We start from the raw sequence: 14,518 nt of genomic DNA on the forward strand, positions 1-14,518 counted from the left end.
CGACGGTTCCTCGGGCTCGGGGTCGGTGGGCTGGCCTGGCGTCGGCTTCGACGGTTCCTCGGGCTCGGGGTCGGTGGGCTGGCCTGGCGTCGGCTTCGACGGTTCCTCGGGCTCGGGGTCGGTGGGCTGGCCTGGCGTCGGCTTGCTCGGCTCGTCCGGTGCAGGGCTGGTCGGCTCGTCCGGTGCGGGCTCGCTCGGCGACGGTGTGTCGCCCGTCCGCCCTCCGTCGGCCGGTATGTCCTTCCCGCCATCTCCCGGTTCCGACACGCCGGTTCCGGCCCCGTCGGCCGCCCCGGAGCCCGCGGCCGACACGTCCCCCCGAGCCTGCGCGCCGCCCCCGAAACCACCCGCCTGTCCGGAGTCACCACCGCTCTCCGTCACCGTGGCCCGCCCGCCCTTCGACGGCGGCCCCACCGGCGTCTCCGCCACGGGTACCTGCCCCACCGGCGCCTCCGCCACCGGCGTCCGCTGCGCCGGAACCGGAACAGCGCCCCCCGACCCGAGCAGCAGGCACAACGCGGCAGCCCCTACCACCACGGCCCCCGCGGTAACCGCGGCCGGCACCTTCGACCCACCGACAGCAACCTGCCGCACCCCGTGCAGCAGCCCACCACCGTGCCCGACGACCCCGGATGCCCCGGCCGCTCCCGACGTTCCGGCCGCCGCCCCTCCCGAAGCCGCGGCTGCTCCGGCTCCTCCCGAAGCCCCCGACGCCCCGGCGGCCGCCGCCGCTCCGGATGCCCCGGCCCCTCCTGACGTCACGCCAGCTGCCGAAGCCGCGGACGCTCCCGAGGCTCCAGCCGCCCCTGAAGCCGCGGATGCCCCCGATGCCCCAGCCGCGCCTGATGCTCCGGACGCTCCTGAAGCCGCGCCTGCTCCGGAGGCCCCCGACGCTCCAGCCGCCCCCGAAGCCGTGGATGCCCCCGACACTCCCGAAGCCCCGCTTCCTCCCAACACCGCGGAAGCCCCGCCGGCCGCGCTCGCACCAGCTGCGGCCCCCGCCGCCCCCGACGCAAACGCCAGCAGGAACTTCGCTGTTCCGCCGACCGCCAGTACCAGCAACGCCGGACCGACCAGCGCGGGCAGGCGGTCGTTCGCGCTCATCAGTGCCGCCAACCGGCCCCGGCAGTCGTCGCACGCGTCCACATGCCCCAGCAGCCGCTCCGACTGCTTCGCCGTGGCCGCCCCCCGCACATACGCCGGCATCCGCGCCCAGTGCACCTGGCACGCGGGGTCGTCCGGCGCGCCGGTCTGGGCGCGGAGGAACGCCTGCCGCATCCCCTCCCGCGCCCGGTGCAACAGCACGGCCGTCGCACCCTCCTTGGTCCCGAGCTGCGGCCCGATCGCCGCCAACGGCTGCCCCTCCGCCTCCGACAGCCACAGCGCCTTGACCCACCGCTCGGGCAACTGCCCCAGCACCCGCACCACGAGGTCCACGGAGGAGACATGCTCCGCCGGGTCGTCGGCGGGCGTCGCCTGACGGCCCACCACGACCCGCTCCTCGCCGTGCGGGTCGTGGGGCGTCTCGCGCACCGACGTCCCCGCGGCCGTCGCCAGATGCCGCACCGTCGTCATCAGATACGCCGGCACGTTCTCGATCTCGTGGCCCTCGGCCAGCCGTCGCCAGACCCTGAAGTGCGCCTCGGCGACCAGGTCTTCGGCAACCCAGGCGTTACGGGTGAGCGAGCGTGCGTAAGCGACGAGGCGCGGCTGCTGCTCCTCGTAGATACGGGCGTACGTGGCGGTGGCGGAACCGTCGGGCATGGCGGAACGCTCCAGTTGCTGCCTGCGAAGGGGCCAAAGGGTTTGTCAGCCTAGATGGCAAAACTTTCAATTAAAGTTTCAGCCCCCACGGAAAGTGATGCACGTCACATCAGCAACTTTCGTAAGCGGCGTAATGCAAACCCCCTCCTCGGACTCCACCTAGTACGTCCCGCCCGATCCCGGAGGCCCCCGTGCCCATCACTGTCGAACAGACCACCGGCGCCCGTCTGCTCACCCCCGACGACGACGAACTCGCGCTCACCGTCACCCTCCGCTACACCTGCGCCGACCCCCTGGCCGTGCACTTCGTCTTCCCGGCCTGGATATCCCTCGACGGCGAGGAGGTCACCTGGACCTTCGCCCGCTCCCTCCTGGAGGAGGGCCTCGGCACCCCCGCCGGCCTCGGCACGGTCCACATCCGCCCGGCCGGCCCGTCCCAGACCTTCGTCGAGTTCCGCACCCCGGTCGGCGTCGCGGTCGTTCTCTTCGAGACGTCCGCCCTCCGCCGCTTCCTCCTCCGCTCCTACGAGATCACCGAACCGGGCGGCGAACCCCTGGAACCGGCCCTCGACCGCGGCCTTGCGGCTATGTTCGGCGTGTCCGACACCGACCGCGCCGCATGAAGAAGGGGTACGGATGGGCACGTTGCTCGTCATCGCGGCCACCCTCTGGGGTGCGGCGGCGGGCCTGCTGCTCCCGCGCGCGGCCTACCGGTTCTCCGTACCCGAGGAGGAGGACTGGCGGGACACATGCCCCGACGGGCACCCGCTCGGCGGGTGGATCGGGCGGGACCGGTGTGAGATGTGCGCCGAAACCGCCGTAGACACAAGCCAAGAGCCAAGAGACATAGGGCAAGAGCCAAGAGACATAGGGCAAGAGCCAAGAGATACGAGGCAAGAGCCAAGAGGTACGAGGCGACAGCCAAAGTCCTACGGCCCCCGCATCCCTGCCTCCGCCCTGTCCTTCTCCCTCGCCACCGCCCTCGTCTGCGCCGCCCTCGCCGCCGCCACCGGCACCCGGCCCGAACTCGGCGTCTGGCTGCTTCTCGCACCCGTCGGCGTCCTGCTCGCGGCCGTCGACTTCCGGGTGCAACGGCTGCCGGACGTCCTCACGTTGCCGCTCGCCGCCGTCGCGCTCGCGCTGCTCGGGGTCGTGGCCCTCGTACCGGAGCACGCGGGCGACTGGCCGACCGCGCTGTACGCCGCCCTCGCCCTCGGCGCCGGCTTCTTCGGTCTCTTCCTCCTCAACCCCGGCGGCATGGGCTTCGGTGATGTGAAGCTGGCGGTCGGGCTCGGGGCCGTGCTCGGGTGGTACGGCTGGGGGACGGTGATGGTGGGGACCTTCGCCGCGTTCCTGCTGGGGGCTCTCTACGGCGGCCTGCTCGTCCTCCTGCGACAGGCCGGGCGCAAGACGGCGATCGCCTTCGGGCCGTTCCTGATCGGCGGGGCGTTCCTGGGGCTGCTGGTGGGTGCCTACGCGGCCTGACGTCGGGATTGTCGGAGGGCTGGCGTAGGCTGGCTTGGTCCGTCCACAACCCTTGACGAAGCCTGCGAAAGGGACCCCGGTGACCGAGAAGGCCGACCTCCAGTCCATTCTCGACCGTGCTGCCGCCGGTGGGCGCATCACCCCCGAGGAGGCGCTCGACCTCTACCGCGACGCGCCCCTGCACGCACTCGGCGCCGCCGCCGACGCCGTGCGCCGCCGTAAGTACGCGGGCACCGAGCACATCGCGACGTACATCATCGAGCGCAACATCAACTACACGAACGTCTGCGTGACGGCGTGCAAGTTCTGCGCCTTCTACGCCGCGCCCAAGGACAAGGACAAGGGCTGGACCCGCGACCTCGACGACATCCTGCGCCGCTGCGCGGAGACCGTCGAACTCGGCGGCACACAGATCATGTTCCAGGGCGGACACCACCCGGACTACGGCGTCGAGTACTACGAGAAGCACTTCAAGGCCATCAAGGACGCGTTCCCGCAGCTGGTCATCCACTCCCTCGGCGCGTCCGAGGTCGAGCACATGGCCCGGATCAGCGGGGTGTCGGTCGACGAGGCCATCACCCGTATCCACGAGGCCGGCCTCGACTCCTTCGCCGGCGCCGGCGCCGAACTGCTCCCGGCCCGTCCCCGCAAGGCCATCGCGCCCCTCAAGGAGAGCGGCGAGCGCTGGCTGGAGATCATGGAGACCGCGCACAAGCTGGGCGTCGAGTCCACCTCCACCATGCTCATGGGCACGGGCGAGACCAACGCCGAGCGCATCGAGCACCTGCGCATGATCCGCGACGTACAGGACCGGACGGGCGGCTTCCGCGCCTTCATCCCGTACACCTACCAGCCCGAGAACAACCACCTGAAGGGCCGCACGCAGGCCACGATCTTCGAGTACCTGCGGATGATCGCCATCGCGCGCCTCTTCATGGACAACATCCAGCACATCCAGGGCTCCTGGCTCACCACGGGCAAGGAGGTCGGCCAGCTGTCCCTGCACTACGGCGCCGACGACCTCGGCTCGATCATGCTGGAGGAGAACGTCGTCTCCTCCGCCGGCGCCAAGCACCGCTCCAACCGCCTGGAGATCATCGACCTGATCAGGAAGGCGGGTCGGGTGCCGGCCCAGCGGACGACGACGTACGAGCACATCGTCGTCCACGACGACCCGGCGAACGACCCGGTCGACGAGCGCGTGATGTCCCACATCTCGTCCACGGCGATCGCGGGCGGCACGGCCCACCCCGAGCTGAAGCTGCTGGCTTCCAACTGACGTACCCGTGCTGACGATTCACGCGGCGGACGCCGTCCGCCTCACCTGGAACGACCCCGAGCCGACCAAGGACGGCGCCGTGGCGGTGGAGGGTGGCCGGATCGCGGCGGTGGGGCCGCTGGCGGAGGTGGAGGAACGGTTTCCGGGCGCACGGCTGCGGAGGTGGCCCGGCACGCTCGGCCCGGGGCGTATCCATGAGGGACCCCTACCGGACGCTCCGACGCCGCGTGAGCGTATTCATGCCGTCCTGAAGTCGGGTGCGGTGGCGGTCTTGGAGGAGCACGTGGACTCTCTCGCACTCCGGTCGGCGGCCGAGCGAAACGACGTGGCTGTGCTTCCGTGTACGCGCCCCATGGCCATTGCCGATCACGCCCGCGCAGACCTGACCGTCGTCACCGATACGGGCGACTGCATCGCAACGGTCTGTGCCGGGCGCCTTGTACACAGGCGGCGATAGGAGCTACCCAGGGGCGCGGGGCCGTATCGATATGCGGCTCCGCCGCGTGGGCGCGACAAGCCCCCCCAACACCCGCAGTCGAACCTCAACCGGCAAACGCCTCCCCAAACGCCCCCGCACTCTGCTTCACCCCGCTGCAGTTGGTCGCCGCGTCGTCATCCCCCGAACTCCCGTCCGCACACTGCTGATCCCGGAACGACGACCACATCGACACCCACGCGATCTCCTTCCCCTCGGAGAACTCCCGCACCTGAGCCGCGTCCGCCAACGAGAACGTCTCGTTGTCCACGTCGTTCACCCCGATCATCGAGGTCAACGCCATCCCCCGCCACGCCCCCGCATCCGACAGCCCGAACACCTTCTTCAACTGGGCATGCGCGGCCTTCGCCGAGGTCAACGCGTAGTCCCCCATGTCCCCGGTGTACGACTCCCCGTAATTCATGGTCATGAGGTTGACCGTCGACACCTGGACGTCGTACTTGTTCGCCGACTCCAGCAGCGCCAGACCGTCGGAATCCAGCCCGGACGGCATAACGGGCAAAGTGAACGTAACCTCCAGATTCTCCCGCTGCTTCTGCAGCAGCGCTATCGCCGCCGACCGCATGGCCACCGACCCCGAGTCGGTCAACTGGTCTCCCTCGATGTCGAAGTCGGCCTGACGGGACCCCGCCGCATCAAGGGCCTTGCCGTACGCCGCGGCCAGCTTCGTCACGCTCCCGCAGGTCGCCGCCAGCTCCTTCCCGGATGCCCCGCCGAAGGAGACCCGCACACTCGCCCCGTCCTCCTTGAGCTTCGAGATCCGGGACTTCACGGCCGAGTCGGAGAGCGAGTCCTCACCGTTCCACTTCGGCGTACAGCTGCTCCCGTCCGCGATCACGAACGCCAGGTTGTACGTCCCCGGAGACCCGGCCGAGTCGTTGTCGGAGGCCTCCGTGGCGCTGACGTACGGCGCGTACGAGGTGCTGGACGAGGCCTCCTGCGTCTGCTGTGACGCCGTCTGCGAGGCCTCCTTCGGCGCCCCCTGCGACAGGGGCGCGTGGCTCGCCGAGCACCCCGTCGTGGCCAGGGCAAACACACAGGCGAACCCGGTGGCCGGCTTCAGGAAACCCCGCATGGAACATGCACCCGCTCTCGTGATTTCTGTCTCAGGACTGAAACAAGGTCCCATCAAGGCCCCATTCAAAAGGAGAACGTCTCATGCGAAGCCGTTGTTCATGAAGACGGCCAAGACACAGGAAACACATTGAACATGCCGCCTGAATCGGGCCAATGGTGCGGACTGAAAGGGATATTCGACCCTTTCCCACCTGCCCTTCGTTTCGCAGGTATTCACAGAAATTCTCAGGTAAGAGACAGGTTAAGGCGTTTCTCATACGCGCCTCACAAGAAGCCGGGATCCGGTCACATAAAGCCAGCCTAATATCCGGGGAATGCATTCCGAGCCTGCCTTCGAAAACGGCGCGACCAGTGGAGGTCGCCGTCGCAAACGCCGCGGCAACGGGTCCGACGAGGGGCCCGTGTTCGTCGACAACTCCGGACGCCGCTCCAAGCTGCTGCGCCGGATCGGCCTCCTCGTCGGTGTCCTGTGCATCGGGTACGCCGTCGTCCTGGGCCTCGCCTTCATGGGTATCGGCCTCTCGAATCCATCCTCGGTGCTGCCCTTCGGCAACGGCCGGGGAGGCCCGGCCGGGAACGGCAACGGCCCCGCCGGCATCCGGCAGCAGGGCGGCATCGGCAGCCAGGTCGGCAGCCGGCCCCGCGGCACCCCCACGGCCCCGCCCTCGGGGCTCCCCTCCGGCACGCCCACCCCGTCCGCGACCGCGTCCGCCACCGCGGCCAACTGACCGGAACGCAGAGCCCTATGACTACGACGACGACGCCCTCACGAGGCCGCCGCCGCGCCCCCTCCCGGATCGAACGGGCGGCGGGCAAGGCCGCGGCGCTCCAGAAACCCCGGGTCATCCTGGCCGGTCTGCTCCTGCTCGCGCTGACCAGCGTCATGCTCCTCGACGGCTATCTGCGCGCCGAGGTCGGCGGCGACCAGCGCGTGCGTGACGGGGCCAGCTCCAGCAAGGTGCCCGACAAGATCCTCGACGGCGGCCCGATCCTGACCTTCCGGGGCGGCACGGCGACCACCCTCTCGGTGCCGAAGAAGACCATCGCCCTCACCTTCGACGACGGCCCCAACCCCACCTGGACGCCCCAGGTGCTGGCCATCCTGAAGAAGTACGACGTCCCGGGCACGTTCTTCCTGGTCGGCTCGATGGTCTCGCGCTATCCGAGCATCGTGAAGAACATGGTCGAGCAGGGCAACGAGGTGGGCATCCACACCTTCACCCATGTCGACCTCTCCTATCAGAGCGACGCCCGCGTCGACCGCGAGATGCAGCAGACCCAACTGGCGCTGGCGGGCGCGGCCGGCATCACGACCACGCTGTTCCGGGCGCCCTACTCCTCGGAGACGGACGCCATCGACAACTACAGCTGGCCCGTCTACCAGAAGCTCGGCAAGGACGGCTACACCAGCGTCTTCGTCGACACCGACAGCGACGACTGGAAGAAGCCGGGCGTCTCGAAGATCGTCAGCTGGGCCACGCCGAAGAAGAACAAGGGCGCGTCGGTCCTGATGCACGACGCGGGCGGTGACCGGTCGCAGACGGTCAAGGCGCTGCCCGAGTACATCGAGAAGATGAAGGCGAAGGGCTACACCTTCACCACCATCAGCGGCGTCATCGAGAAGGACAACGCCGGCAACCGGCAGGCGACGGGTCGGCAGACCGGCACGCCCGCGGGGACCGGCACCGCGGGGGCGACGGGAGAGCAGCCCACGGGTGGTCCCGACGGACAGAGCACGACCGGCGGTTCGAACGCGCAGGGAAGTTCGAACGCGCAGGGAAGCTTGAATGCGCAGGGAAGTTCGAACGCACGGGGAAGCTCGAACCCCGCCCGCCTCCAGGCCGCGCACCGCACGGCCACGGGCACGACCCTCTACGAGGGCAAGGCCCTGATCGCGGCCGTCGCCGTCGCCGAGTGGACGGTGCCCGCGCTGTCGTACGGACTGATCGTCGTGGGTGTGGCCGTCATGGGGCGCTTCGGGATGATGCTGGTCCTCGCCCGGCGCCACTACGGACAGCGCAACAAACGCCGCTTCAGCTGGGGGCCGACGGTCACCGGCCCGGTGAGCGTGATCGTCCCGGCGTACAACGAGAAGGAGTGCATCGCCAACACCCTCGAGTCGCTGGCGAAGAGCACCCATCCGATCGAGGTCATCGTGGTCGACGACGGCTCGACGGACGGCACCTCGGAGATCGCCCGCAACGCCGCGTACGAGCTCGGCATGACCAACGTCCGCGTCATCCGCCAGGAGAACGCGGGCAAGCCGGCCGCCCTCAACAACGGTGTGCGCAGCGCCAGTTACGACATCGTCGTGATGATGGACGGCGACACGGTCTTCGAGCCGGAGACCGTTGCGCAGTTGGTGCAGCCCTTCGCGGACCCGGCCGTCGGCGCGGTCGCAGGCAACGCCAAGGTCGGCAACCGGAACACGGTCATCGGGGCCTGGCAGCACATCGAGTACGTGATGGGCTTCAACCTCGACCGGCGCATGTACGACCTGCTGCGCTGCATGCCGACGATCCCGGGCGCGATCGGCGCGTTCCGCCGGGACGCGGTGCTCCAGGTCGGCGGTATGAGCGAGGACACCCTCGCCGAGGACACGGACATCACGATCGCCATGCACCGCGCGGGCTGGCGGGTCGTCTACCAGGAGCACGCGCGCGCGTGGACGGAGGCGCCGGGCTCGCTCAAGCAGCTCTGGTCCCAGCGCTACCGCTGGTCGTACGGCACCATGCAGGCCCTCTGGAAGCACCGCAAGTCCCTCACGGACAAGGGCCCTTCGGGACGCTTCGGCCGCGTCGGCATGCCTCTGGTGGTCATCTTCCAGATCGTCACGCCGGTCTTCGCCCCGCTGATCGACGTCTTCACCGCCTACTCGATGATCTTCATCGACTTCCAGGCGGCGCTGTACGCCTGGCTCGCGGTCCTGGGCATCCAACTGGTCTGCGCGGCCTACGCCTTCCGCCTCGACCGCGAACAGTACCGCTACCTCCTGATGATGCCCCTCCAACAGCTGGCCTACCGCCAGATGATGTACCTCGTCCTCATCCACTCCTGCATCACCGCCATGACGGGCGGCCGGCTGCGCTGGCAGAAACTGAAGCGTACGGGCGAGGTCGGGACACCGGCGGGGGTGAGCTGAGATGGGGGCACACAGAAGAGACGCTGTTACCGCTGTGGGCAGTCGTTCCGCAGGGCGGAACGGGTGGGCACAGCCACCGACGCCGGGCACCGCCCCGGCCGACGCCCACAGCACCGACCCGCGGCCGCAGCCGAAACCGACGGGCCGCGACCGCTACTTCGACACCCTCCGTGCCGTCGCCCTCATCCGCGTCGTCACCTACCACACCTTCGGCTGGGCCTGGTGCGGCATGGTGTTCCCGTCCATGGGGATCATGTTCGGTCTGGCCGGCACGCTCATGGCCAAATCGCTCGAACGTCCCGCGGCCGCGGTGTTGAAGAGCCGGCTCCGGCGTCTCCTGCCGCCGTTCTGGTTCTGGGGCGTCTTCGTGGTGCTGGCCATGCTGATCCACGACTGGATGCCGGGCTGGCAGATCGTCTACTGGGTCGTGCCGCTCGGCGACCCGCCGGGGAACGCGTGGGGCGAGCAGGCCTGGGAGATCCTCTGGTACCTGCGGACGTACCTCTGGTTCGTCCTGCTCTCCCCGGTCCTGCTGAAGGTCTTCCGCCTGGCGCCGATCCCGGTCCTCCTCCTGTCCCTGTCCCCGATCCTGGTCCTGAACTTCCTCTGGTCGGGCCCCGACAACCGCTTCGGCAGCGCCCTGTGGGACCTGTCGACGTACCTCTTCTGCTGGATCCTCGGCTTCGCCCACCGCGACGGCGTGCTGCAGAGGATGAGGCCGGCGCTGGTCGTCGTCCTCTCGCTCGCCGCGGTCGGGTTCGGTGGCTGGTACGCCTTCGGCCACCAGGCCGACTTCGGCACCTACGACCTCGACGAGAACCCGCTCGCCCAGGCCTTCTGGTCGGCCGGCTGTGTGATGCTGCTGATGTGGGCCAAGGCCTACTTCCGGATCGACTTCGCGTGGCTGACCCGCTTCCGGCGCACCGACCGGGTCGTGACGATCTTCAACTCGCGCGCGGTGACGATCTATCTCTGGCACGAGATCGCGCTGATCCTGGCCGTCCCGCTGATCGACCAGTTCTGGAACGTCCCCGCGTTCGAGAAGTGGCTGCCGCTGGACAGCCAGTGGTTCATGTTCGGCATCGGCTGGGTCCTGATCGCGGTGTTCGTCCTGGCCTGCGGCTGGGTGGAGGACGTGGCGGCGAAGAAGAAACCCAGGCTCCTCCCCTGAGCGGGTCCTGATGGCCGTACTGCAAGAATGGCGAGCGTGACCCGCGCTTCCCTGAACAAGCAGCCGCACGAAGTCGCCTCGATGTTCGACGACGTGGCGGAACGGTACGACCTGACGAACGACGTGCTGTCGCTCGGCCAGGACCGGGTGTGGCGCAGGGAGGTGGCCCGGGCGGTCGACGCCCGGCCCGCGCAGAAGGTGCTGGACCTGGCGGCCGGCACGGCCACCTCGTCGCTGCCCTTCGCCCGCACGGGCGCCTACGTCGTCCCGTGCGACTTCTCGCTCGGCATGCTCCAGGTCGGCAAGAAGAAGCACCCGTGGCTGCCGCTGACCGCGGGCGACGCGACGAAGCTGCCGTTCAAGGACGACACCTTCGACGCGGTGACCATCTCCTTCGGGCTGCGCAACGTGCAGGACTTCGACGCGGGTCTGCGCGAGATGTACCGCGTGACCAAGCCCGGCGGCCGGGTCGTGATCTGCGAGTTCTCGCACCCGACCTGGGCGCCCTTCCGCACGGTCTACACCGAGTACCTGATGCGCGCCCTGCCGCCGGTCGCCCGCGCGGTCTCCTCCAACCCCGACGCCTACGTCTACCTCGCCGAGTCCATCCGCGCCTGGCCCGACCAGCCCGCGCTGGCCGAGCACCTGAAGAAGGCCGGCTGGTCGAAGGTGGAGTGGCGCAACCTCACGGGCGGGGTGGTGGCCCTGCACCGAGGGTTCAAGCAGGCCTGAGCCCGTTCACGGGGTGTGCGTCGGCCGGGGTCTCAGGTCAGATCGCGCACCGGATCCCCTCGAACTCGTCTCCCGGCTCGCCGATCTCACGCTGCAGCCCGCCTCCCGAGGGCCGGGGAAGACGCGGCTCGCGCACGCCTCCGCCGCCCTCTCCCTCACCGAAGTCGAACCACACGTAGACCATGGAGTCCCGGGGCACCTCGGCATCGGGCGGCGGATACTGCCGTACGACGTACTCGACGACGGTCTGGTGGAAGTCGGGCCGGTCCGGAGCGTTGACGAACAGGCCACTCGCCTCGGCCGTCTTGCGCGCGTCCATGGCCATCAGGCCAACCAGCCTGGGCACGCGCACTTCGGGTGTTTTGGGTGTTATACGCACAGATGTCACCCCCAGCGGTACTGGAAGGGTAACCGCCCGGGGGTGTCGTCCGGAAGCCTCAAGTGTCTTTCTGTAGCGGTCGATTACTCTGTGTGACTATTCTTGAGGTCGAGGCGGAAGCAGAGCGCGTCCTCCTGGAGACGCGGGTGCGGGAAGGTCTCCGCCAGCTCCATGCCCAGGCGCCGGGTGACCGCGATGGACCGCTCGTTGCCGGGGCGGACCATCGCCACGACGCTCGCCACGTCCGCCGCCCGGAGCCGCTCCAGCGTCATCTGCGCCGCCGCGGTCGCGTATCCCTTGCCCCAGTACGCCCGCCCGAGCCGCCAGCCGATCTCGATCTCGCCCGTGGGCCCCCACTCCTGCGGCCACGGCTGGGCGCCCGTGAAGCCGATCACCTGCCCGGACTCGTCGACCATGGTCCACAGGCAAAAACCCAGCTCGGCGTCGTGCCGGCGCTGGCGGGCGGTGAGCTCCTCGTAGACGTACAACTCCGCGGACCTGCCGCCGTGGAACTCCATCACGTCCGGGTCGTCGAAGACCCGGTGCCAGGCCACGGCGTCCTCGTCGGTGGGGACGCGCAGCCGTACGACGGGGAGAGCTCGGTTCACGGGGGCAGCCCTTCAGCCGGGTGATCAATTCTGCTGAATAGACTGCCTGTGTCCAGTGCCGGTCGGCACGCAGATTTCGAACTTGGGGAGATCCCGCCGTGACCGAGCCCCTCTCCGAAAACACCGCCGATGTGATCGTGGTCGGCGCGGGGCCAGCCGGCTCCACGACGGCGTACCACCTCGCCAAGGCCGGACTCGATGTCCTCCTCCTGGAGAAGACCGAGTTCCCGCGCGAGAAGGTCTGCGGCGACGGCCTGACCCCGCGCGCGGTCAAGCAGCTCGTCGCCATGGGCATCGATGTCTCCGAGGAGGCGGGCTGGCTCCGCAACAAGGGGCTCAGGATCATCGGCGGGGGCGTGCGGCTGCAGCTCGACTGGCCGGATCTCGCCTCCTTCCCTGACTACGGCCTCGTCCGCAAGCGCGACGACTTCGACGAGCAGCTCGCCCGCAACGCCCAGAAGGCGGGCGCCCGCCTCTACGAGCGCTGCAACGTCGGCGCCCCGATCGTCGACGACCGCACCGGCCGCATCACCGGCGTCCACGCCAAGCTCGGCGAGGAGAAGCGCGAGGTCACCTTCCACGCGCCCCTCGTGGTCGCCGCCGACGGCAACTCGACCCGCCTCTCGCTGGCGATGGGTCTGCACCGCCGCGAGGACCGCCCGATGGGTGTCGCGGTCCGGACGTACTTCGAGAGCCCCCGCCACGAGGACGACTACCTGGAGTCCTGGCTGGAGCTGTGGGACCGGCGCGGCGCCCAGGACCGTCTCCTGCCCGGCTACGGCTGGATCTTCGGCATGGGCGACGGTACGTCGAACGTCGGCCTCGGTGTCCTGAACACCTCCGACTCCTTCAAGGAGCTCGACTGGCGCGAGGTGCTGAAGGCCTGGTGCGCGTCGATGCCCGAGGACTGGGGCTACACCCCGGACAACATGACCGGGCCGATCCGCGGCGCCGCCCTCCCGATGGCCTTCAACCGTCAACCGCACTACACGCGCGGGCTGCTGCTCGTCGGCGACGCCGGCGGTCTGGTGAACCCCTTCAACGGCGAGGGCATCGCCTACGCCATGGAGTCCGGACAGATCGCCGCCGACGTCATCGTCCAGGCCCACGCCCGCCCGACGCCCGCGAGCCGCGAACTCGCCCTGCAGGGCTACCCCCGCGTCCTCAAGGACACCTACGGCGGCTACTACACGCTGGGCCGCGCCTTCGTGAAGCTCATCGGCAACCCGAAGGTCATGAAGATCGCCGCCCAGCGCGGCCTGACGCACCCCGTGCTCATGAAGTTCACCCTGAAGATGCTGGCCAACCTCACCGACCCGACGGGCGGCGACGCGATGGACCGGATCATCAACGGGTTGAGCAAGGTGGCACCGAAGGCGTAGCCGACGGCGGGCGCGGAGAAGGCGGGCGCAGGGAGGTCGGGCGCAGGGAAGGTCGGCGCCAGGAAGCCGATCGGCACGTACGGAAGGCGTACGGATCGCGTCCGGGCCCGGACCCTGGCCGGAGGCCGAACGGCTCCGGCCCGCACCCGGGTGGCATCGCACACCGGCGGTGTCCCCAGGAACTCCCGGCGCGGATCGCAGCTGCGGCACCCATGAAGGACCCGGCAGTGTTCCTTCCCCTCGCCCCGGTCGTGGCGCTCCTCGGCGGCGGCACCGCAGGAGCGGGCGTTGGCCGAGACACACCACGACCTGCCCGTGCCCCGACCCCGGCGCGCGGTCCGGCGTCCCGCACGGCGGTCAGCCGAGGCTCAGCCCGGCCGTCCTCGCCTCCCGGCGCGCGAACACCTCGTCGCGCCGGTCCGCCACCTGCCTGAGCGCGTCCTTCCGCTCCCGCTTGGAGAGCCGGTCCAGATAGACCTGCCCGTTCACATGGTCCGTCTCGTGCGCCAGACAGCGCGCGAAGTATCCCGTCCCCTCGATGACGAGCGGCTCCCCCTCCTTGTCGAGCCCCCGCACCACGGCCCGGTCCGGGCGCGGTACGTCCATGACGGCACCGGGCACCGACAGGCAGCCCTCGCTCTCGTCGAGCAGTCGGCGCCCGGCGGGGTCGAGGGCGTCCAGGACGGGGTTGACGATGTGGCCGACGTGCCGGACCCCGTCGTCGTCCGGGCAGTCGTAGACGAACAGCCGCAGATCGACGCCGACCTGGTTCGCCGCGAGCCCCGCCCCTTCGGCGATGTACATCGTCAGGAACATGTCGTCGATCAGCGCGGCGAGGTCGGGTCCGAACTCGGTCACGTCCCGGCACGGCTTGTGCAGAACCTCTTCACCGACCTCGGTGACGCGCCGCACCTTCCCGCTCCGGGCCTCGGGCGCGAGCCGGGGATACGAGTCGACGGGCCGGCCTTGTACGAAGACGCTGGGCATGTCTGTGTCTCCTTGT

14 protein-coding genes are annotated in these 14,518 nt (G+C 69.6%); 9 read left to right on the top strand and 5 right to left on the bottom strand.

The window, feature by feature from the left end; genetic code table 11:
- A partial coding sequence (locus ACWC09_RS21000) for a sigma-70 family RNA polymerase sigma factor (protein WP_450852068.1) occupies positions 1-1,764 on the bottom strand: 1,764 nt, incomplete at its 3' end.
- 191 nt (positions 1,765-1,955) lie between these two features.
- On the opposite strand from ACWC09_RS21000, the gene ACWC09_RS21005 reads away from it, so the two are divergent.
- From ACWC09_RS21005 to ACWC09_RS21020, 4 genes are all read left to right on the top strand, one after another.
- A complete protein-coding gene (locus ACWC09_RS21005; protein ID WP_450852069.1) occupies positions 1,956-2,387 on the top strand; it encodes an SsgA family sporulation/cell division regulator in 432 nt (143 codons plus the stop codon).
- A 13-nt stretch (positions 2,388-2,400) separates the two neighbouring features.
- Positions 2,401-3,249, top strand: coding sequence for a prepilin peptidase (locus tag ACWC09_RS21010; RefSeq protein ID WP_450852070.1), 849 nt, complete (start codon positions 2,401-2,403; stop codon positions 3,247-3,249).
- A gap of 79 nt (positions 3,250-3,328) precedes the next feature.
- Entirely contained in the window at positions 3,329-4,528 is a 1,200-nt protein-coding gene (mqnC, locus tag ACWC09_RS21015; RefSeq protein ID WP_450852071.1) for a cyclic dehypoxanthinyl futalosine synthase, read from the top strand.
- A gap of 7 nt (positions 4,529-4,535) precedes the next feature.
- Complete coding sequence (locus tag ACWC09_RS21020; RefSeq protein WP_450852072.1) at positions 4,536-4,985, top strand: imidazolonepropionase-like domain-containing protein; 450 nt, start codon at positions 4,536-4,538, stop codon at positions 4,983-4,985.
- A gap of 85 nt (positions 4,986-5,070) precedes the next feature.
- On the opposite strand, the gene ACWC09_RS21025 is transcribed toward ACWC09_RS21020, so the two are convergent.
- Complete coding sequence (locus ACWC09_RS21025; protein ID WP_450852073.1) at positions 5,071-6,099, bottom strand: chitinase; 1,029 nt, start codon at positions 6,097-6,099, stop codon at positions 5,071-5,073.
- A gap of 316 nt (positions 6,100-6,415) precedes the next feature.
- On the opposite strand from ACWC09_RS21025, the gene ACWC09_RS21030 reads away from it, so the two are divergent.
- Genes ACWC09_RS21030 through ACWC09_RS21045 form a run of 4 tightly spaced genes read left to right on the top strand, consistent with a single transcriptional unit; the run spans position 6,416 to position 11,146 of the window.
- Positions 6,416-6,829 (top strand): hypothetical protein, encoded by a 414-nt coding sequence (locus ACWC09_RS21030; protein ID WP_450852074.1) that lies wholly within the window; start codon positions 6,416-6,418, stop codon positions 6,827-6,829.
- 17 nt (positions 6,830-6,846) lie between these two features.
- Entirely contained in the window at positions 6,847-9,243 is a 2,397-nt protein-coding gene (locus tag ACWC09_RS21035) for a bifunctional polysaccharide deacetylase/glycosyltransferase family 2 protein (protein ID WP_450852075.1), read from the top strand.
- A gap of 1 nt (position 9,244) precedes the next feature.
- Positions 9,245-10,414, top strand: coding sequence for an acyltransferase family protein (locus ACWC09_RS21040; protein WP_450852076.1), 1,170 nt, complete (start codon positions 9,245-9,247; stop codon positions 10,412-10,414).
- Between the two features lie 36 nt (positions 10,415-10,450).
- Entirely contained in the window at positions 10,451-11,146 is a 696-nt protein-coding gene (locus ACWC09_RS21045) for a demethylmenaquinone methyltransferase (RefSeq protein WP_450852077.1), read from the top strand.
- A 37-nt stretch (positions 11,147-11,183) separates the two neighbouring features.
- Here ACWC09_RS21045 and ACWC09_RS21050 read toward each other — a convergent pair whose 3' ends face one another.
- Both ACWC09_RS21050 and ACWC09_RS21055 read right to left on the bottom strand, forming a co-directional pair.
- Positions 11,184-11,498: a PASTA domain-containing protein gene (locus tag ACWC09_RS21050; RefSeq protein WP_450852078.1), complete on the bottom strand. Its 315-nt coding sequence runs from the start codon at positions 11,496-11,498 to the stop codon at positions 11,184-11,186.
- A gap of 110 nt (positions 11,499-11,608) precedes the next feature.
- Positions 11,609-12,133, bottom strand: coding sequence for a GNAT family N-acetyltransferase (locus ACWC09_RS21055; protein WP_450852079.1), 525 nt, complete (start codon positions 12,131-12,133; stop codon positions 11,609-11,611).
- A gap of 98 nt (positions 12,134-12,231) precedes the next feature.
- Between ACWC09_RS21055 and ACWC09_RS21060 the strand changes: the two genes are divergently transcribed.
- Positions 12,232-13,515 (top strand): geranylgeranyl reductase family protein, encoded by a 1,284-nt coding sequence (locus tag ACWC09_RS21060; RefSeq protein WP_450852080.1) that lies wholly within the window; start codon positions 12,232-12,234, stop codon positions 13,513-13,515.
- A 357-nt stretch (positions 13,516-13,872) separates the two neighbouring features.
- Here the strand turns inward: ACWC09_RS21060 and def are convergent, their stop codons facing one another.
- Positions 13,873-14,502, bottom strand: coding sequence for a peptide deformylase (gene def, locus ACWC09_RS21065; protein WP_450852081.1), 630 nt, complete (start codon positions 14,500-14,502; stop codon positions 13,873-13,875).
- Between the last annotated feature and the right edge of the window lie 16 nt (positions 14,503-14,518).

The sequence above is a fragment of the Streptomyces sp. NPDC001617 genome, from assembly GCF_053596855.1.